The 20393-nt window shown below is 65.5% G+C and carries 17 protein-coding genes; 9 read left to right on the forward strand and 8 right to left on the reverse strand.

The window, feature by feature from the left end:
* Positions 1-8: 8 nt before the first annotated feature.
* The gene (locus tag G5S35_RS15030; RefSeq protein ID WP_183039130.1) at positions 9-2165 is read right to left on the reverse strand and encodes a tetratricopeptide repeat protein; all 2157 of its coding nucleotides are present in this window, start codon (positions 2163-2165) and stop codon (positions 9-11) included.
* Between the two features lie 315 nt (positions 2166-2480).
* Here G5S35_RS15030 and G5S35_RS15035 point away from each other — a divergent pair, with 315 nt between their 5' ends.
* Entirely contained in the window at positions 2481-3485 is a 1005-nt protein-coding gene (locus G5S35_RS15035) for an aldo/keto reductase (RefSeq protein ID WP_065060634.1), read from the forward strand.
* Between the two features lie 98 nt (positions 3486-3583).
* Here G5S35_RS15035 and G5S35_RS15040 read toward each other — a convergent pair whose 3' ends face one another.
* Entirely contained in the window at positions 3584-4636 is a 1053-nt protein-coding gene (locus tag G5S35_RS15040) for an alcohol dehydrogenase (RefSeq protein WP_183039426.1), read from the reverse strand.
* 273 nt (positions 4637-4909) lie between these two features.
* Here G5S35_RS15040 and G5S35_RS15045 point away from each other — a divergent pair, with 273 nt between their 5' ends.
* From G5S35_RS15045 to G5S35_RS15055, 3 genes are all read left to right on the forward strand, one after another.
* A complete protein-coding gene (locus G5S35_RS15045) occupies positions 4910-6538 on the forward strand; it encodes a Na/Pi cotransporter family protein (RefSeq protein WP_183039131.1) in 1629 nt (542 codons plus the stop codon).
* A gap of 124 nt (positions 6539-6662) precedes the next feature.
* A complete protein-coding gene (locus G5S35_RS15050) occupies positions 6663-7079 on the forward strand; it encodes a MarR family winged helix-turn-helix transcriptional regulator (protein WP_065060636.1) in 417 nt (138 codons plus the stop codon).
* Positions 7080-7188: 109 nt separating this feature from the next.
* A complete protein-coding gene (locus tag G5S35_RS15055) occupies positions 7189-7368 on the forward strand; it encodes a hypothetical protein (RefSeq protein ID WP_065060637.1) in 180 nt (59 codons plus the stop codon).
* Between the two features lie 145 nt (positions 7369-7513).
* On the opposite strand, the gene zwf is transcribed toward G5S35_RS15055, so the two are convergent.
* The 3 genes from zwf to G5S35_RS15070 all read right to left on the reverse strand — a co-directional run bounded on the left by zwf (position 7514) and on the right by G5S35_RS15070 (position 10683).
* Complete coding sequence (gene zwf, locus G5S35_RS15060; RefSeq protein ID WP_065060638.1) at positions 7514-8989, reverse strand: glucose-6-phosphate dehydrogenase; 1476 nt, start codon at positions 8987-8989, stop codon at positions 7514-7516.
* A gap of 116 nt (positions 8990-9105) precedes the next feature.
* Complete coding sequence (locus G5S35_RS15065) at positions 9106-9348, reverse strand: hypothetical protein (protein ID WP_183039132.1); 243 nt, start codon at positions 9346-9348, stop codon at positions 9106-9108.
* A 9-nt stretch (positions 9349-9357) separates the two neighbouring features.
* Entirely contained in the window at positions 9358-10683 is a 1326-nt protein-coding gene (locus tag G5S35_RS15070; RefSeq protein ID WP_183039133.1) for an Nramp family divalent metal transporter, read from the reverse strand.
* A gap of 299 nt (positions 10684-10982) precedes the next feature.
* Here G5S35_RS15070 and G5S35_RS15075 point away from each other — a divergent pair, with 299 nt between their 5' ends.
* From G5S35_RS15075 to G5S35_RS15085, 3 genes are all read left to right on the forward strand, one after another.
* A complete protein-coding gene (locus tag G5S35_RS15075) occupies positions 10983-12014 on the forward strand; it encodes a YncE family protein (RefSeq protein WP_065060639.1) in 1032 nt (343 codons plus the stop codon).
* 15 nt (positions 12015-12029) lie between these two features.
* Positions 12030-13037 (forward strand): sterol desaturase family protein, encoded by a 1008-nt coding sequence (locus tag G5S35_RS15080; protein ID WP_065060640.1) that lies wholly within the window; start codon positions 12030-12032, stop codon positions 13035-13037.
* Positions 13038-13230: 193 nt separating this feature from the next.
* Complete coding sequence (locus G5S35_RS15085) at positions 13231-14358, forward strand: 3-deoxy-7-phosphoheptulonate synthase (RefSeq protein WP_237181413.1); 1128 nt, start codon at positions 13231-13233, stop codon at positions 14356-14358.
* A gap of 126 nt (positions 14359-14484) precedes the next feature.
* On the opposite strand, the gene G5S35_RS15090 is transcribed toward G5S35_RS15085, so the two are convergent.
* From G5S35_RS15090 to G5S35_RS15100, 3 genes are all read right to left on the reverse strand, one after another.
* Positions 14485-15738, reverse strand: a complete 1254-nt coding sequence (locus tag G5S35_RS15090; protein WP_183039135.1) for an MFS transporter — start codon at positions 15736-15738, stop codon at positions 14485-14487.
* 91 nt (positions 15739-15829) lie between these two features.
* On the reverse strand, positions 15830-16639 hold the full coding sequence (locus tag G5S35_RS15095) for a siderophore-interacting protein (RefSeq protein WP_065060643.1): 810 nt from the start codon (positions 16637-16639) through the stop codon (positions 15830-15832).
* Positions 16640-16699: 60 nt separating this feature from the next.
* Positions 16700-17569, reverse strand: a complete 870-nt coding sequence (locus G5S35_RS15100; RefSeq protein WP_183039136.1) for a PadR family transcriptional regulator — start codon at positions 17567-17569, stop codon at positions 16700-16702.
* 256 nt (positions 17570-17825) lie between these two features.
* On the opposite strand from G5S35_RS15100, the gene G5S35_RS15105 reads away from it, so the two are divergent.
* Together G5S35_RS15105 and G5S35_RS15110 are read left to right on the forward strand one after the other, a co-directional pair.
* Positions 17826-18605 carry a hypothetical protein gene (locus G5S35_RS15105; RefSeq protein ID WP_183039137.1) on the forward strand — a complete coding sequence of 260 codons (780 nt, stop codon included), beginning with the start codon at positions 17826-17828 and terminating at the stop codon, positions 18603-18605.
* Positions 18606-19229: 624 nt separating this feature from the next.
* Entirely contained in the window at positions 19230-20393 is a 1164-nt protein-coding gene (locus G5S35_RS15110) for a porin (RefSeq protein ID WP_183039138.1), read from the forward strand.

A 20393-nucleotide genomic window follows, 5' to 3' on the forward strand; every position in this document is an offset into this window, starting at 1 on the left:
TTGATCGTTTATTTCACCGCTTCTTCTTCGACCTGACCGGCGAACGCCAACGCGCACGCCTCGCGCACGCGCTCGATGACCGCGCCCCACGTTTCGTAATTGCCTTGCCGGAACAGCCGCACGTTCTGCGGATACCACGGCGAATCCTCGCGCTCGTACAACCAGCGCCAGTCCAGGTCGCGACGCGGCAGCATGATCCAGCACGGCTTGCCGAGCGAGGCGGCCAGATGCGCCGTCGACGTATCCACGCAGATCACGAGATCGAGCTGCGCGATGATCGCGGCCGTATCGACGAAATCCGTGACTTCGCTGCCCAGCGGCAGAATCGGCTGATGCAGCGGCGCGCGCAGCGCTTCGTCTTCGCCCGCGCCTTTTTGCAGGCTCACGAAGCGCAGACCCGGCACGCGCCAGAGCGGCGCGAGCGCGGCCAGCGACGGGATCGAGCGATGATGATCGTTGTGATGTTTCGGGTTGCCGCGCCACACGAGACCCACGCGCGTGCCCGGCGCCAGCGTGTCGAGGCGCGCGGCCCAGTGTTCTAGGAGCGCCGCGTCGGGCGGGAAATGCGTGGGTGCAGGCGTGGTCTCCAGCGTCGTGCCCAGATGCATCGGCAAGCTCAGCGGGCTGACCCAGTAGTCGAATTGCGACGCGCGCGAAACGGCCTCGGGATGATCGATCACCATGTCGACGCCTTCCACGCCCGCGAGCACGCGATGCAGCGTGTTCACGCACGCGAACGTCACGTGCGCCGCGCCTTGCGCCTTCAGCAGCCGCGCGTAACGCGCGAATTGCAGCATGTCGCCGAGTCCGTCTTCCTGCCACAGCAGCAGCGCCTTGCCCGCGATCGGCTCGCCTTGCCAGTGCAGGCAGTCGAGCATGTCGCGCGAGTGATAGTGCACGAAACCCGTGTTGTCGTAGCGTCGTTCGTAGAGGCGCCAGCCTTCTTCGTAACGTCCCATCGCGATGAGCAGCGTGGCGAGGCGGAACTGCGCGTCGCCATACGCGGGATTCAGTTCGAACGCGCGGCGATAAGCCGCTTCCGCTTCGTCGAGCGCGCCGAGTTCCTTGTGCGTGCTGCCGAGATTGAAATGCGTGAGCGCGAAGTCGGGATTGCAGACGAGCGCTTCCTGGAAGATCGCGAGCGCTTCCTGCAGCCGGTCGAGCGCGACGAGCACGCCGCCGAGATTGTTGAGCGTTTCCGTATGCGTCGGCGCGAGGCGCAGCGCCTGGCGATAGGCGGTTTCGGCTTCGGGATAGCGTTCGAGCTGCCGCAGCACGACGCCGAGGTTGTAATGCGCCTCCGCGTGATCGGGGCGTAGCGCGAGCGCTTGCCGGAACAGTTGTTCGGCGTCGGGCAGACGCTTGAGGTCGACGAGCACGCAGCCGAGATTGATGACCGCCTCGACGTAATCGGGACGAATCTGCACCGCGCGGCGGCAGACCATTTCCGCTTCGCCGAGCCGGCCGAGCGTCTTGAGCAGCGCGCCGTAGTTGTTGAGCGCCTCGGGATACTGCGGTTGCACGAGCAGCGCCTGGCGAAACGCTTCTTCTGCATCGGCGAGACGTCCGCACTCGCGCAGCAGATTGCCGAGATTGTTATGCGCGCGCGCGCCTTGCGGATTGGCCGCCACCGCCGCGCGATAGGCCGCTTCGGCTTCGTCGAGACGTCCCGTCGTGTGCAGCGCGAGGCCGAGGTTGTAATGCGCGTCGGCGTGCGCGGGGTTGTGCGCGAGCGCCGCGCGGTAGGCCGCTTCGGCTTCCTGCTGGCGTCCGAGCCGATGCAGCACGGTGCCGAGATTGCTCCAGGCGTCGGCGTGCGCGGGCGTCAGGGCGAGCAGCTTGCGCCAGACCGCTTCCGCGGCGGGCAGCTTGCCGAGCGCCGTGAGCATCGCGGCGAGCCCGTTGTAGGCCTCGACGTGTTGCGGCTGCGCGTCGATACAGCGCTGCCACAGCGCTTCGGCGGCGTTGGCCTGGCCCGATCCCATCGCGCAGAGTGCGGCGAAATTGAGCACGTCGACGCGCGCGGCGTCGTCGGCGCACGGCTGCGTGCCGACGAAGGGCCCGATCACGGCATAGGCATCCGCGAAACGGCCTTGCGCGCACAGGGCGCTTGCCTCTTGCAGGCAATCGGGGCGAAGAGGCGCGGCGGTCGTCGTCGTGGTCACGGTGGTGCTGGGCGAAATAAAGGACTGTATGAGCTTAAGCCATCTGCGGCCCGCGCAACGTCGCGATAAGAGCGCACAGACTGCGTTTTTTCGGGCGATCGGACCTTCACGGCGGTTACGGCCCGCGTGCGCGCCGAATCCCTGCGAAAGCCCGGGAAGGAATGGAAAAATCCGGCAAGGTCGCTTGCAGGTTCGTAAGGCGTCGAGGGCGTCTTCAGCGCCCGCTGCAAAGCCGCGCTATGCTCTTCGGGATCGCGCGCGGCGGGTCGTCCGCTGACGTTTGCCGCTTGCGCGCCGCTTCCACAGGAGACATCGATGCAATACCGCCGTTTCGGCCAGACCGGCCTCACCGTTTCGCGTCTTTGCCTCGGGACCATGACCTTCGGTTTGCAGACCGAAGAGGACGTGTCCCGCCGCATTCTCGACAAGGCCGCCGACGCGGGCATCAATTTCATCGACACCGCCGACGTCTACCCGCTCGGCGGCGGCGAATCGCGCGCGGGCCGCACCGAGGAGATCGTCGGGCGCTGGCTCAACGCGGAGAAGGGACGCCGCGAGCGCTTCATCCTCGCGACCAAGGCGGTCGGCAAGGTCGGGCCGTCGCCGTGGGATCAGGGCGCGTCGCGCAAGCATCTGCTCGATGCCATCGACGCCTCGCTGCGCCGCCTCGGCACCGATTACGTCGATCTCTATCAGCTCCACTCCGACGACGCGAACACGCCACTCGACGAAACGATCGAAGCGCTCGACACGATCGTGCGCTCGGGCAAGGCGCGCTACATCGGCGTGTCGAATTTTCTGGCGTATCGCCTCGCGCGCGCGCTCGGCCGCGCCGATTTCCTGCGCTGCGCGCGCTTCGTGTCGGTGCAGCCGCGCTACAACCTGCTGTTCCGCCAGATCGAGCGCGAACTGCTGCCGCTCGCGAACGAGGAAGGGCTCGCGGTGATTCCGTACAACCCGCTGGCGGGCGGCCTGCTGACCGGCAAGTACCAGCAGGGCAGTGCGCCGTCCGAAGGCCGCTTCACGCAGAGCGTGGGCGTGGCCGGTTCGATGTATCAGGACCGCTACTGGCACGAGCGCGAGTTCGCGAGCATCGAGAAACTGCGCGCGATCGTGGAGCAGGGCGGCCAGTCGCTCACGACGGCGTCCGTCGCGTGGGTGCTGGCGAATCCGCAGGTGACGTCGGCGCTGATCGGCGCGAGCCGGCCCGAGCAACTGGATGCGTCGATTGCCGCCGCCGATCTCGTGCTCGATCCCGCGCTCAAACAGCAGCTCGACGAAGCGAGCCACGAGTACCGCATGGGCGACGCGGCGCGTTGATCAGGCATCCGAAGTAATTGACGGGGTGTGAAAAAGGCGAGCGTGTTGCGCTCGCCTTTTTTATCGTCGATCGAAATGCAGACGCCTTAAGACACCGTCTAAGGCACGAGCACCTGACGACCCACCACCTTGCCGTGCGCGAGCGCTTCGAGCGCGTCGTTCACTTCGCCGAGCGGACGCGGCGACACCGCCGACGGCTGCATCTTGCCGTCGCGCATGAGCGTGACGAGTTCGCGCAATTCGGGCAGCGTGCCCACATAGCTGCCTTCGATCTTGAGCGGGCGCATCGGAATGATCGGCAGCGAGAGCGTGATGTCGCCGCCCATCAGGCCGACCACCACCACATGCCCGCCGCGTGCGCACGAATCGAGCGCGAGCTTCACCGTGGGCGTCGCGCCGACGAGATCGAGCACGGCGCGCGCGCCGCCGCCCGTGGCTTCGATGATCTGCTTCGCCGCATCGGGCGCGCGTGCGTCGATGGCGGCCAGCGCGCCCGCCTTGAGCGCGGCTTCGCGCTTGGCGGCGTCCACGTCGACGACAATCGCGCCTTTCGCGCCGAGCGCCTTGAGCACTTCGATCGCCATCATGCCGAGCCCGCCCGCGCCGATGATCACGACCGCGTCGTCGTGAATGCGCTCGCCGAACTTCTTCACCGCCGAATACGTGGTCACGCCCGCGCAGGCGAGCGGCGCGGCTTTCACGGGATCGAGGCCGCCGAGATCGACCAGATAGCGCGGATGCGGCACGATCACGTAGTCGGCGAAACCGCCGTCGCGCATCACGCCGAGCGATTGCGGCTTCGTGCAGATATTTTCCTCGCCGCGCTGGCAGGCCGCGCAGACGCCGCAGCCGATCCACGGATGCACCACGGCCACCGTGCCGGTCTTCACGTCGCCGGCATCGGGGCCCGCCGCGACGATTTCCCCGCAGATTTCATGGCTGAGCGTGAGCGGCAGCTTGATGCCGCGATCGGCGAGCGACAGCTTCTTGCCGCCGCCGAGGTCGTAGTAGCCCTCCCAGATATGCAGGTCGGAATGGCACAGACCGGCGGCTTTCACGCGCACGAGCACTTCCGTGCCTTTGGGTTGCGGCGTGTCGCGCTGGACGAGTTCGAGCGGTTGACCGTGACCGGTCACGCAATAACAACGCATCTGCATCGATGTCTCCGTGTGTGTTGTGTCAAGCAGGCGGGCGATGTCGAATCCTCTGCATCATAACGGATTGCGGATAAATTCGTCCGGTCGTTCGTTTTTATGGGGCGATAACCGGAATGCAGGCGTGGCGTGCGCATGAGCGTTCACTTTGCGGTCATGCTTGAAGCGGGTCGCGTACCATGAGCCGGTCCACTCCGTGCAAAGCGCAAAGGCTCTCATGCGTTGCCTCCTGTTCGCTATCGGATCGCGCGGGCGCGCAGGCGCGCGCGCATGAGCGGCCTCGTCGAATCGCTGGGCGTGCTGATCGGCGGCATCGGCCTGTTTCTGCTCGGCATCACGATGATGACCAACGGCCTGAAGCTCGCGGCCGGGCCCGCGCTCGAAGTGATCCTGAGCCGCGCGACGCGCACGCCCGCGGCGGGCCTCGCGTCGGGCGTGCTGGTCACGGCGCTGGTGCAGTCGTCGAGCGCGGTGACGGTCGCGGTGATCGGCTTCGTGAACGCGGGCCTGCTCGATCTCGGCGGCGCGCTCTGGGTGCTGTTCGGCGCCAATCTCGGCATGACGACCACCGGCTGGATCGTCTCGCTGCTCGGCCTGAAGATGAAGATCGACGCGCTCGCGCTGCCGCTCGTCGGCATCGGCATCGCGCTGCGGCTGACGGGCGTGGGGCAGCGGCGCGGCGCGCTCGGCGATGCGCTGGCGGGCTTCGGCATTCTGTTCATCGGCATCGCCACGTTGCAGGGCGCGTTCACCGGCCTCGTCGCGCAGTACCGGTTGCCGCAGGGCGAAGGGCTCGTCGAAGTGCTGATGCAGGTGTTCGCGGGCCTTGTCATCACGTTGCTCGTGCAGTCGTCGTCGGCGACCATGACCATCACGCTCGCCGCCGCGCAAGGCGGCATGCTGAGCACGCAGGGCGGCGCGGCCGTGATCATCGGCGCGAACATCGGCACCACGGCCACGGCGCTGCTGGCGGCCGTGGGCGCGACGCCCAACGCGCGGCGCGCGGCGGTCGCGCAGGTGATCTTCAACGTGGTGACGGGGCTCGTCGCCACCGCGCTGCTGCCGTGGATGATCGGCTTCATCGTGCGCGTGGGCGACTGGCTGCATCTGCCGCACGATCCTGCCATCGCGCTCGCGCTCTTTCACACGGCGTTCAACGTGCTGGGTCTCGTCATCATGGTGCCGTTGGCGGGGCGGCTCACGCGCTGGCTGCAGAGCCGTTTTCGCGCGCGCGAGGGCGACGAGGGCGCGCCGCAATTTCTCGACGACACCGTGGCCGTGGTGCCCGAACTCGCCGCCGACGCGCTGCGCCACGAAGTCAAGCGCATCGGCGCGATCGTGCGACGCATGGTGCGCATGACGCTCGCGGGCGCCGACGCTCACGCGCTCGCGCATGAACAGAGCGCGACCACGCGGCTGTTCAACACAGCGCAGAAGTTCGTACAGCGAATGAATCGGCAGGAGATGGTGCCGGCCACGGCGGCGGCGCTCGCCGAGTCGCTGCGCGAGCTGCGTTATCACGAAAGCGCGGCGGAGCAGGCCATGCAGGCCGCGGCGCTCGCGAACGTGCTGCCCGACGCGGGCGTCGCCGCGAGTTACGCGCAGTTCGAGCGCCGTTCGCTCGCGCTGCTCGACGCGATCGAGGCCGTCGATCACGCCAGTCGGGAGAACGAAAGTCGTCTGCGATCGCCCGGCGAGGACAGCGCGCTGATCGAAAATCTCTCGCAGGCGATGGAGGGCGCGTATGGCGCGCTCAAGGCGCAACTGCTCGGCGAGGGTGCGGCGGGCACGGTGTCGATTGCGCTGATGGAAGAGTTGTTGCGTCGTCACAGTGCGTTGCGGCGCGCGTTGCAACAGGTCGCGAAGGCGCATTCGCGCGCGCTTTCCTTCGCGGATTGAAGCCGATCCAAGCACGCGAAAAGCTCATCGAAACCTCATCGGACGAATTCGAAAGTGCCTTAAAAAAGGCCCGGATCGCATGCGATTGATTGCATGGCTAACGACAAACGGTTATCCTGTGGCCATGTTCGATCAGTGTCTTTATTTCAACACGTCGGCGCTGGCACGCCGCCTCGAACGCGAGTGGTCTGAAGCTTTCGAGCCTTTCGGCCTCACGCCGCCCCAGGGTTTCATGCTGCGCGCGGTGCTGGAACGGCCCGGTTCTTTGCAGCACGAGCTTTCGGACATGCTCTCGATCGCACGGCCCACGGCCACGCGCGTCATCGACGGTCTGGAGGCGCGCGGCTATGTCGAGCGCCAGCGCACCGAAGGCGATCAGCGCGAAGTGGCCATCGTGCCCACGGCGCAGGCGCAGGCCATTCGCGAGGCGCTGCATCACGCGAGCGCAACGGTCACGGGGCGCATCAAGCGCACGCTGGGCGGCGAGGCGTTCGTCGACACCGTGAGCCGTCTGCGCACCGCGCGCGCGACGCTCGGCTAGCCGCCATCGATCAACACAGGCAATCGCAAACAACAGCAGGAAACTGCAGCACGCGCGCGTTCTCGCGATTCAGGGCGAACGCCGCGCGGGTAGTGAATGGAGTGGCATCATGCGGCGCATCGGCGCTTTTTGTATTTCGACGTGGCTGGCCGCGTTGATTCTCTTTCTGGGGCGCCATTCGGTGCCGATGATGGCGCTGAGCGGCGTGGTGGTGTTCGCCGGTCTTGATCTGTTTCATCCCGAGCGCGCGGGCGCGGAGAATGCGTCGCCGGGCGACGATCGTCGCTGATCGTTCGCGCGAGTCGTTGCCTGGGTTGCCTGCCTTGCCGCGTTGAATGTATCGGCGCCAGAGCAGATACATCGGCAAACACCAACAAAAACGCCGCGCATGAAGCGCGGCGTTTTTTCATGCTTCGAATCTCAGCACGAAATCATCAAGCCTCTTCGGCCCACGACATGTTCTCGCGCGCGAGCAGCGCCGACGAAGCCGCCGGGCCGAACGTGCCCGCCGTGTACGTGCGCGGGCGGTCGTTCAGTTCCTTCCAGCCGTCGAGAATCGGCTCGACCCACGTCCATGCGGCTTCGAGTTCGTCGCGGCGCATGAAGTGCGTGAGACGGCCGCGAATCACGTCGATCAGCAGACGCTCGTACGCTTCCGCGCGGCGCTCCGGAATTGCCTGCTGCAAATCCAGATTCAGATTCACCGGCAGCATGTTCATGCCGCTGCCCGGTTCCTTCGCGAGCATCTGCAACTGGATCGATTCTTCCGGCTGCAACTGGATCACGAGTCGATTGCCGTAATTGCGCGGGCCGCTCGGGAAGATCGAGAACGGCAGGTCCGCGAATTCGATCACGATTTCCGACTGGCGCTTTTGCAGGCGCTTGCCCGTGCGCAGGAAGAACGGCACGTTGGCCCAGCGCCAGTTGTTGATGTGCGCGCGGATCGCCACGAAGGTTTCGGCCTTGCTGTCGGCCGGCACGTTGTCTTCTTCCAGATAGCCCTTCACCGGCTGTCCGTCGACGGCGCCCGCCGCGTACTGGCCGCGCACCGTGTCGCGCGCGATATCGGCGAGCGACATCGGGCGCAGCGAGCGCAGCACCTTGAGCTTTTCGTCGCGCACCGCGTCCGGATCGAGCGAAACGGGCGGCTCCATCGCCACGATGCACAGCAGTTGCAGCAGGTGGTTCTGCACCATGTCGCGCAGCGCGCCCGTGTGATCGTAGAAGCCCGCGCGGCTGCCCACGCCCACGGTTTCCGCCACCGTGATCTGCACGCTGCGGATATACGGCGCTTGCCACAGCGGTCCGAAGATCGGATTGCCGAAGCGCAGCACCATCAGGTTCTGCACCGTTTCCTTGCCGAGATAATGGTCGATGCGGTAGATCTGCGATTCCGCGAAGTGACGGCCCACCGACTCGTTGATCTCCTGCGCCGAAGCGAGGTCGTGGCCGAGCGGCTTTTCGAGCACGACGCGCGACTGGCTGTCGAGCAGACCGCCGGCCGACAGGTTGTCGCAGATCGTCGTGAAGAGTTCGGGCGACGTCGAAAGATAGAACACGCGCAGCGCGTGCTCGCGCGAAGCCTGCTTCAGATGCGCGTAATCGGCGGGATCGTTCACGTCGATGATCACGTACTGGAACAGGCTCAGATAACGGTCCCACGCTTGCGGGTCGAAGGCCTTGGCGTCGATGAACGGACGCGACTGCTCTTCCATGAACTTGCGATAGTCGTCGATGGTCCAGTTCTTGCGGCCGACGGCGATGATGCGCGTCTCGGCGGGCAGGTTGCCGTGCAGGTGCGCCATGTAGAGCGCGGGGAGCAGTTTGCGCGCGGCCAGGTCGCCTCCGCCGCCGAAGATGATCATGTCGACGGGCTGTTCGGGCGCGGCTTGGGCAGGCTGATTCGTCATGGCAGGTCGCTCGCTTGTGGCGATGTGTGGCGCTAGGTTGCGAAGTGTGCAGCCGGCGCGGGGGCCGGAGCGTTGAAAACGGTAATGGTGCATGGTTTTGCGCGAGTTTGCACGCATCACGCCGATTCAATTCGATTCGTCTTTGCCGACGCGAACGGGCCGATGAACGGTTCGCGCACGTCCACGCGCGATCTTGCGCGAATCGATCGCGAATCGATGGGATGGCGCACCCTGCGTTGCTCGCTTCGCGCTGAAGCGTTGCTAACGTTGTTTAGCGCTCGCTCGCGGGCGGCGGCGTTTGCTGCATTTAGCCCCGCATCGCGCAGGGTTTTTATGGCGCGGCCCGCAGCGCGGCTCATGGCGCAGCATCAACCGAGCCCAGGCACGCTCACGCCTAGCGCCTGCACGAGCAGCAGCGCGTTGAGCGCGAGCACGGTCAGCGCGCCCAGCACCGCGAGCCACGCCACCCACGCGCTATTCGCGTACGCGCCCATGACGTCGCGCCGGCACGTGAACACCACCAGCACGGCCATCGGAAACGGCAGCGCGAGACTCAGCACGACCTGGCTTGCGACCAGCGCATCGGTGGCGTTCACGCCGAGGCCCACGACCGCGAAGCTCGGCGCCATCGTCACGAGGCGGCGCAGCCAGAGCGGAATCTGGAAGCCGACGAAGCCCTGCATGATCATCTGTCCCGCGAGCGTGCCGACCACCGAACTCGAAATGCCCGAGGCGATCAGCGAAGCCAGAAAGATGCCCGCCGCGGCCACGCCGAACAGCGGCGCGAGCGTGTGCCAGGCGGTCCTGATTTCGGCGACATCGGCATGGCCCTGATGAAACGACGCCGACGCCATGATCACCATCGCCATGTTGATGAGGCCCGCGAACGCCAGCGCGATGACCACTTCGACGTTCGAAAAGCGCAGCAGACGTGCGCGTTCGGCGTCGTTGCGCGGCTGCACGCGCGCCTGGGTGAGCCCGGAATGCAGGAAGAGGGCGTGCGGCATGACCGTCGCGCCGACGATGCCGACCGCGATCGTGACCGCCTGCGCATCGGGCAGGCGCGGCGAGAAGGTGCCGCGCAGCACGCCCGTCCACGCAACCGGCACGATGAAGAGTTCGAGCAGATAGCAGAGCCCGATCAGGCCGACGAGCGCGCCGATCACGAGTTCGAGCGGCCGGAAACCCGCGCGCTCGAAGAACAGCAGCCCATAGGTGACGAGCGCCGTGACGGCCATGCCCGCGATCAGCGGCAGATGGAACAGCAGCGCGAGGCCGATCGCGCCGCCGAGGAATTCGGCGAGATCGGTGGCCATGGCGGCGATCTCGCTCACGATCCACATGCACCAGACGAGCGGCGCGGGCAGGCGCTCGCGGCACAGCTCGGCGAGATTGCGGCCGGTGACGATGCCGAGTTTCGCCGACAAGGCCTGGAACAGCATCGCCACGCCGTTGGCGAGCAGCACGACCCACAGCAGCGCGTAACCGTAGCGCGCGCCCGCCTGGATGTTGGTCGCGAAGTTGCCGGGGTCCATGTACGCGACCGAGACGATCACGGCCGGGCCCGCGAGCGGCAGCAGCAGCGCGGCGCCGCGCCGGCGCCCTTCGAGCGCTTCGCGTACCTTGCGCACCGTGCCCGCGGAGAGACCGTCGGGCACGTCGCGCACATCGTCGTCGCGGGTGCGATGCTGCATGGGCGCCTCGTCGCGGTTGCGGGGCCGGAACACACGCGCCTCGCGCACGCCGCGGCTCACAATTTGTCGGAAATCAGCAGAAAAGCGCGTCAGAATGTGCCACGCGCGTCATCGGAATGCATCGCTCACGCGTTAAGCAGATGATCCGCGGCGCGCGATTCGCTGCCCGGTTTCATTGAGGTTTCATCTGGCTTTCGACCGCGTTGCGGCGCACCAGCAACTATCTCAGCACAAACCGGCCCCGCGCGCTTTCCCCGGCCGCTTTTCCCGGCAATTCCCCGGCCTCACGCCCTTACGAAATGTCCCATTTCCCGATTTTCTCCCTGACCCGCAAACGCGCCGCAGCGGCGCTCCTCGCGGGCGGTCTCGCTTGCAGCGCGCTGGCCCACGCCGACGCCAACGTCAATCCGAACGACAAGGTCATCGTGCTCGACTCCGGCGAGGCTCAGCTTTCGCTGATCGACGAAGCGAGCCGCACCGTCGTGGGCACGGAGCCCACCGGCAAGGAACCGCATCACCTGATGATCACGCCCGACGGCCAGTCGCTGATCGTCGCCGATTCCGTCTCGAACGACCTGCTGTTCCTCGACCCGCACAGCGGCAAGGTGCAGCGCCGCGTCGAAGGGATCGAAGATCCGTACCAGCTCGGCTTCTCGCCCGACCACAAGTGGTTCGTGACGGCCGGCCTGCGTCTGGACCGCGTGGACATCTACAGCTACAACGGCCATGACGTCACGCTCGTCAAGCGCATCCCGCTCGCGAAGACGCCGAGCCACATCACCTTCGCGTCGGACAACAAGACCGCGTTCGTGACGCTTCAGGACACCGGCGAAGTGGCGGCCATCGACCTGCCGACGCAGACCGTGCTCTGGAAGCTGCATATCGGCAACACGCCCGCGGGCCTGTGGATGACGCCCGGCGACAAGTACCTGCTGGTCGGCATGACGGGCGAGGACGACGTGGCCGTGGTGGACTGGCACAACCGCACGCTGGTGAAAAAGATCCAGACCGGGCGCGGCGCGCACAACTTCCGCAATCTCGACGACGGCAAGCACATCGCCGTGTCGAATCGCGTGGAAAGCACCATCAGCATTCTCGATTACACGACGCTCACCAAGGTCGCCGACATCACGGGCCTGCGCCCCGGTCCCGACGACATGGAACTTTCCGCCGACAAACGCTATCTGTGGGTTACGTTCCGCTTCGCGAAGCACGTGGGCATCATCGATCTCACGACGCGCAAGCTGATCGATACGATCGCCGTGGGCCGCTCGCCGCACGGCATCTATTTCGCCAACAGCGCGCCGTTTTACGCGCCGAATCCGGATTGACGAGCGGGAGTCCCGATGCTTGACACGCTGCTTTCGCAGGCCGACAACCTCGTTTCGTGGCTGCAGACGCTCGTCTACGTCGACGTCGTGCAGCCGATCTTCTACAAGGTCGGCCTGATGGGCTACGACGAGGACACCTACGACGCGCTCTATTGGGTGATCGTCGGCGTGCTCGAAATCGCGCTGACTTACGTGCTGCTGCGCCCGCTCGAAGCGCTGCGCCCGGCCGAATCGTGGCAGGACCGCAAGGCGCTGCGCGCCGACGTCTGGTACACGTGGATCGCGAAGCTCGGCATTCTGAACATGGCGTTCTTCTTCATGCTCACGCCGCTGTTCAACCATCTGCAAAGCGAGATGGCGATCCACAACATTCCGAACATCGACGTGGACAGCCTGTGGCCCGGCGTCACCGACAAGCCGTACGTCTCGTTCCTGGTCTATCTGGTCGTGCTCGATTTCGCGGGCTACTGGTATCACCGCTGGCAGCATCGTTTCGGCGTGTGGTGGGAATTGCACGCGGTGCACCATAGCCAGCAGCAGATGTCGCTCTGGTGCGACGACCGCAATCACTTCCTCGACGACATCGTGCAGGCGGCGTTTTTTGCGGCGATTTCGCTGTTTATCGGCGTGCCGCCCGCGCAGTTCGTCGTGTTGATCGCGGTGAGCAACTTCCTGCAGGCCGTGCAGCACGTGAACGCGCGGCTCGACTACGGCCGGGTGCTGGAGCGCATTCTCGTGAGCCCGGCGTTTCATCGCCGCCATCACGCGATCGGCTACGGCCACGAAGGCACGCGCTACGGCTGCAACTTCGGCGTGCTGTTTCCGTGGTGGGACGTGATGTTCCGCACCGCGTCCTGGAACAAGGCGCCGGAACCCACGGGCATCCGCGACCAGTTGCCCGCGCCGCACGGCAAGGGCGTGAACTACGGCGACGGCCTGATCGCCCAGCAGTGGCTCGCGCTCGTGCGCATCGCGAAGCGGCTGGCGGGCAAGGGCTATCCGATGGGCGGCACGGCGAACTGAGCCGGCGCTCGCGCGTCGGCGTGACGCACATCCACCACGAGGCGGCCGCGAGCCGCCTCGTTTCGTTGACGGCCAAGGTGCGGCAGATGCGATAATCCCGACTTGTCCCCCGCGAGACGCGTGCGCCGCGTCCGCATCATCTGCATGAAATCTGCATAAAAAGCGCAGGCGTTGCATGAGACTGGAGAGCACCTTGAGCCGTATCGACAACCCGCAGCACGACCAGGAAGTCGGCTTTGCCGACGCCACCCAGGACACCACCCGCATCGACGACGTGCGCATCGGCGCCGTGCGTCCGCTCATCTCGCCCGCGCTGCTGCTCGACGAGCTGCCGGTGCCGCAGGACACGCAGACGCTCGTCGAAACGAGCCGCGCGCAGATTGCCGAGGTGCTCGCGCAGCGCGACGACCGCCTCGTGATCGTGGTCGGGCCGTGCTCGATCCACGACCACGACCAGGCGATCGAATACGCGAAGCTGCTCAAGGCGAAGGCTGACACGCTGAGCGACGACCTGCTGATCGTGATGCGCGTCTACTTCGAGAAGCCGCGCACGACGGTGGGCTGGAAGGGCTATATCAACGATCCGCGTCTCGACGGCAGCTTCCGCATCAACGAAGGGCTGCGCAAGGCGCGCGAGCTGCTGCTCGACATCAACGCGCTCGGCCTGCCGACCGGCACCGAATTCCTCGATCTGCTGAGCCCGCAATACATCGCCGATCTGGTGGCGTGGGGCGCGATCGGCGCGCGCACGACCGAGAGCCAGAGCCATCGGCAACTGGCGTCGGGGCTGTCGTGCCCGATCGGCTTCAAGAACGGCACGGACGGCGGCGTGCAGGTCGCGGCGGACGCGATCGTGGCCGCGAGCGCGAGCCACGCGTTCATGGGCATGACGAAGATGGGCATGGCCGCGATCTTCGAAACGCGCGGCAACGACGCCTGCCACGTGATTCTGCGCGGCGGCAAGAGCGGGCCGAATTACGACGCGGCGTCGGTGGCGGCGTGCTGCGCGTCGCTCGCGAAGGCGGGGCTGCGCGAGCAGGTGATGATCGACTGCTCGCACGCGAATTCGAGCAAGCAGCATCAGCGTCAGATCGACGTGGCGCGCGATATCGGCGAGCAGTTGAAGGGCGGCGATGCGCGCATCGTCGGCGTGATGATCGAGAGCCATCTGGAAGAAGGGCGTCAGGACCAGCAGCCGGGCGTGCCGCTCAAGCGCGGCGTGTCGATCACCGACGCGTGCATCAGCTGGGCGCAGACCGAGCCCGTGCTCGACGCGCTGGCGCAAGCGGTGCGTGTGCGCCGGACGACGCGCGCGGGTTGAGGGGCGGGTTTGCGGGCGCTTTCATCGGCGCCTTGTTCGGGACGTAAAAAAACGCGCGGCGGACTCCGAGTCCGGCGCGCGTTTTTTATGCGTCTCTCGCGTCTCGCGCGTGTTGAAAAGACCCGATCAGGCTTTGGCCGCCGCGCTCGCGTCCGGAACACGATTCGCGACTTCGTCGCCGAAACCGCGCACCTGGCCGACCCACAGCACGGCCACCACGGCGAGCGCCGCCGCGAGCCAGCCGTTGTAGCCGAAGCCGACGATCGTCCCATGCGGACCGTTTTGCAGCAGCAGCCCGCCAACCCACGCGCCGATGCCCGTGCCCAGCGCCTGCACCGCGTTGTTCGCGCTCAGGAACGCACCGCGCCGTGCGGGCTCGGGAATCGTCGTGAGCAGCGCCTGCATCGGCACCATGCGGCTCGACAGCGCGATCATGAACACCGCGAAGAAGCCGACCATCGCGATGAACGGCAGCACCGGCAGATGCGTGACGAACAGCACCGGCGCGATCGACACGAGCGCCATGATGCGGAACACGCGGCGCTTGCCGTAACGATCCGCGAGACGGCCCACCGCGCGCGCGGTCAGGAAGGTCGACGCGCCGCCCGCCACGTAGAGCCACGAAAGCTGCTCGGGCGCGACGCCGTAGTTGGCGACCAGCATCGGCGAAATGAACGGGATCACCAGCATGTGCGCGCACATCATCGTGAAGGTAAGCGCGAACGCCTTCATGTGACGCGGCAGCGTGAGCAGTTGCCACAGCCGCGGCACGATGTCGGCGAGCGGCGTGTCGCGGTCGACGTGCTCGGTGAGCGGCGGAATCACGCGCGAGCCCGCCACCCAGATCACGGCGGAGAGCGCGACGAGCAGCAGGAACGGCGCGCTCCAGCCGAAGTGCGCGCCGAGCACGATGCCCGCCGGCACGCCCGCGATCGCGGCCATCGAGAAGCCCGTCATGATGACGCCGGTCGCAGCGCCGCGGCGCTGGATGGGAATCACGTCGCTGACGATCGCCATCACGATCGAGCCGAGCACGCCGCCCGTGAGACCGGCGAATGCGCGCGCGAACAGCAGCAGATGGAAGTTGGTCGCGAACGCACAGGCCAGATTCGACAGCGCGAACAGCGCATAGGCGACCTGCAGCAGACGACGCCGGTCGAAGCGGTCGATATAGGTGGCCGCGAGCAGCCCGGACAAACCGGAACACAGCGAGTACGCGGACACGGCCGTCGCGAACATCGCGGGCGTGATCGCGAACGCGTGCATGATCTGCGGGCCGAGCGGCATCATCACCATGAAGTCCATGATGACGGTGAACTGCGTGAGCGCCAGCAGCCAGAGCAGCGTGCGTTCGCGCAGCGGATTGAGTGTGAGGGTCATTCGGGACCTTGTTCAAGCACATACGGCCCCGCGAAAAGGCGGGGCCGTATGTGCGGGTTTCAGCGATCGCCGACCGCCGATCGAGGCTGAATCAATCGTCGATCGTTTCGTGCGCGGCCTGCGCGCCGCGGCGCCAGTACGCCGACGCACGAATGCGCTTCTTGTCGACGCCGCGCTCGTTGCACAGCTTCGCGCGCACGGCGCGAATCACCGAGGCTTCGCCGGCTGCCCATACGAAGCCGTCGCCGGGCGGCAGCCAGACTTCGTCGACGGCGTCGACGAGCGGGTTTTCCGATTCGGATTCCTCGCGGTAGCACCAGATCGCGTAGAGATCGGCGGCGGTCGGCAGTTCGATGCGCGCCGCGCGGTTCGCCACTTCGGCGACCACGGCCACGCGCGCGCCGGCGGGCAGCTCGCTCAGGCGGCGCTGAATCGCGGGCAGGGCGGTTTCATCGCCGATCAGCAAGTGCCAGTCGAAGCCCGTGGGGATCACCATCGAACCGCGCGGGCCGCCCACGCCGAGATACTGGCCGGGCTGCGCCTGCGCCGCCCACGCCGTGGCAGGACCGGCTTCGTGCAGGGCGAACTCGATATCGAGTTCATTGGCGACGGGGTCGAAACGGCGCGGCGTGTAATCGCGCGCGGCGGGACGCTCGACGCCTTCGGGAAACACGATGCCGTCCGGGCCGAGACTCGGCAGGACCGGCTGGCTCGCGCCCTCGGGCGGGAAGAACACCTTCACGTGATCGTCGAACGACGCCGACACGAAGTCGCTGAGATCGCCCGTGAGCGTGACGCGCACGAGCGCGGACGACAGCGCCTCGACGCGCACGACGCGCAGCAGGCGGAACTTGAGCGGATGTCGCACGCGGACGACGTCGAGCTTGCTTTGATTCTGCATCTTTGACTCCGATAGGGGGGGCGGTCGATCGACGAGGGATGAAGGGCACTGCGCCGGTGATCAGGCGCCGCTGTTCTCTCCGCCGCCGTTGCTGCCGCCTTCGATTTCCTGGGTGGCGCGCGCGAGGATGGCCGCGATGCGGCGCTGCTCGTCGGGCGCGACGTCCGTGCGGCGCAGCAACGCGCGCTTGAGCGCGCGGCGCGCGTCGATCAGCTCGCGCACCCAGCCGGTGCCGTCCGACGGGTCTTCGCCCGCGAGCGCGCGGCGCATGACTTCCATCTTGCGGCCGAAGTGCGTGAGCTTGGCGAGGATCAGGTCGGCGCGTTCGCGATTGGCGTCCAGATACTGACGACCTTCGTCGGACAGCTCGTAACGCTTGCGATTGCCTTCGAGCGCCACGCTGACGTAGCCGAGTTCTTCCAGATACGTGAGCGCCGGATAGACCATGCCGGGGCTCGGGCTGTAGAAGCCGTTCGAGCGCGCGTCGAGCGCCTTGATCAGCTCGTAGCCGTGGCTCGGGCGTTCGGCGAGCAGCACGAGCAGCATCAGTTGCAGGTCTTCCGAGCTGAACTTGCGGCCGCGGCCGAAACCGTCGCCGTCACCGAAGTTGCCGAAACCGCCGCCGCGGCCAAAACCTTCGCTGAAATCGCCTGGGCCTTCGCCGCCGCGATGGCGGCCCATGGCGTGGCGCAGCGCGTGCAGAGGGTGGCGCATCGCGAAGCGGGCGGTGTGCATGTCGCCGCGGCCGAAGCCGAAGCCGAAAGCGAAGGCGCGCTCGCTGCGTTGTTCGTGGCGTTCGCTACGTTCATGACGTTCGGCAGGGCCGAAACCGTCCTGGCGGCGGTCGGCGAAATCGCGCTCCGGCTGGCCGTGACGGCCTCGACGGCCGTGGTGTCCGTGATGACCGGACAGGTGATGGTGGTGGCGCATAGGGCCTCCTTAACATTTGAGTGTCTTAAAACATGTCTTAAGATATATATCGTAAGAGCGTTTGTCAAAGAGAATTTTGGGGGCGCGATCGCAGCCCTCGAGCACGAAGTCGCGCTCCGACCACCGATAACGCCGCTGCATCGCGCAAGGCCGGCAAGCGCGCCGTGCCGGGAAATCAGCCTGCTTGGTGCGCATCCGCACTTAACGCCTTACAGTTTGCGATCACGATCTCCCGACTGGTCAGCAGGGGAAGTCGATGACTGCAACGAACGAGTGGGCGGCCTCCGAAGGATTTGCAGCAGTGAGTCCCGCGAGTGCGCAAGCGCTGGCCAGATCAATGGACGACTATGGGGTCGGCGTCCTTCACGAGATTGTCCCGGCGGCGATCCTCGCGAAACTGCGAAGTTTCATCGAGCAGCAGATCGAGCAACACGACGGGCAGTACTTCAGCTTCGAAGGCAAATCATGGATCACCGGCACCTGCCTGCAGCCCTTATTCGAGGATGCGGGTCTGCGGAGTCTGCTGCGATCCCTCTATGAAAGGAAGATGCGCGCATCGCCGCCGAGCAGGCGGATCTTCCCGGTTCTGCGTGTGCTGACCGGTACGCACGGATTGCGGCATGCGCTCAATTTTCACTACGACTCGTATGTCGTGACGGTGCTGATCCCCATTCTGATTCCCCATGCGCCGGGTGAGCCGCCGGGGCATCTGGTGATGTTTCCGAATTTGCGCAATGCGAGGCGTTTTGCGGTGGTGAATATTCTCGAAAAGCTTCTGGTCGAGAAACTGCTGAAACGGTTATGGCGCAATGAGGGCGTGCAGCAACGCATGTCGGCAAAACTGATACCGCTGACGCCGGGGAATCTCTACTTCTTCTGGGGCATGCGCTCTCTGCACGCGAATCAGGCGTGTTTGCCGACGAGCGTGCGAAGCACGGTGTTGCTGCATTTCGGCGATCCTCACGAGGACAGCGTGTTTAAAGGTCTTTCCCAGCACATGCACGCAAGGCGGTTGCGACGCATGGCGAGAGATTGAATAGCGGAGCAAGTGCGGGCTTACGCGGGTTATTCAAATTATTAGGGCGCTCTTTCGTGGTTCGCTGCATGCAGCAATGCCGCGGGTTTTCCGCTATTCAGTAAAAAGAAATAGATACTTTGAATAGCTGAAATTAACGGCGAGCCCTCGCCACAACGCGGCGCGTAGCGGCCTCGCTCATCTGGCGCCTCCATCAAGCAACCTTCTCCCAGCAGATCGACGCGATCGGCAGGCACGCGCATGCGTGCCGCTTCGAATCATCGCGCCGGATTGTTCAGAATCGCCTCAAGGTAATGTGTATGTAATGATCTAAAAATACAAAAATATCGATGATGTATTCGTAGTGTTTCGGCGTGATCGCGATGAAGTTCCTAGGTGAATATTGATTTCTTCTTGACGACCTTTTTTAGCATTTGTATAAATCAACACAAATAAAGCAAAACATCGCTTTTTTCCTCGTGGGCCGCTATGACACGACGCTTCGTGTCTGGCATGCGGGTCTGCGATCTTCGCCAACGGATTTCGACCGGATTGAAGGTGTATCGGGCAGGCCTGCTGTTCCGGTCGGATCCGCGATTGGATCCGGTTCTCCACTCATCTATCACGTATCGATTAGTAACCCTTATGAAAAAAACACCACGCCTGCTGCTGGCCAGCCTCATCTTCGGGCTGATCGGCGTCGGCACGGCTCACGCGCAAAGCAGCGTCACGATGTACGGCATTCTCGACGCGGGGCTCAGCTATCTGAAGACCAGCGACGGCAATCGCTATACCTTGCAGAACGGCACGATCTACGGCAATCGCTGGGGCTTGATAGGCAGCGAGGATCTCGGCGGCGGCCTTCGGGCGATCTTCCAGGTCGAGTCCGGTTTCCAGATCGGCACCGGCAAGTCGTCGCAAGGTAGCCGGCTGTTCGGGCGTCAATCGTTCGTCGGGCTGTCCAGCTCGCGTTGGGGCACGGTCGATGCCGGCCGCATGTATGAGCCGATCGTCGATCTCGTCCATCCGCTGACGGCGGACGGCTCATACGGTAGCGTTGTGTTCGCGACGCCGGGCGACGTCGACAACAACGACTTCAGCTCGCGCGTATCGAACGCGATCAAGTACGTTTCGCCAATCATCAACGGCCTGAAATTCGAGGCGCTGGTCGCGCCGGGCGGCGTCGCGGGATCGCTGGGGCAGGGTTATACGTGGTCGACGGCGGCGGTCTACAGCACCGGTCCGTTCAAGATCGCGGCCGGTTATCACGACTCCGTCAACGCGAATTCGACCAATGGCGGGCTGCGTACCGGCTGGACCAGCAGTACCGACGACGGCCAGTTCGAAGGCGGATCGATCAACTCCGCCTACGAAACCGCACACGTGCTGGGCATCGGCCAGGCCGCGGTGCAATACGATAGCGGCCCGTGGCAGATCGGCGTGGGCTACAGCAACGCCCGCTATACCGCCGACGGCGAATCGACGTTCGCGAACACGGAAACGTACAACACGGGTCGCGCGTACGCCTTCTACCGGATCACGCCTTCGGCCACTGTCGGCATGGGCTATATCTACACGTCGGCGAAGGGCGATGCATCGGCGCATTACAACGACGTGAGCGCGGGCGCGTTCTATTCCGTGTCGAAGCTGACCGAGTTGTACGCAGTCGCCACCTTCCAGCGCGCGAGCGGCGTGCAGCGCACCGCGGACGGCGGCCTGCAGGCGGCGCGTGCGGACATCTCGTCGTACGGGATCGACGGCACGGGTACGCAGACGATCGTGGTCGTCGGCATGTACCACTCGTTCTGA

This window comes from Paraburkholderia tropica (assembly GCF_014171495.1).
GTDB classification, from domain to species: Bacteria; Pseudomonadota; Gammaproteobacteria; order Burkholderiales; family Burkholderiaceae; genus Paraburkholderia; species Paraburkholderia tropica.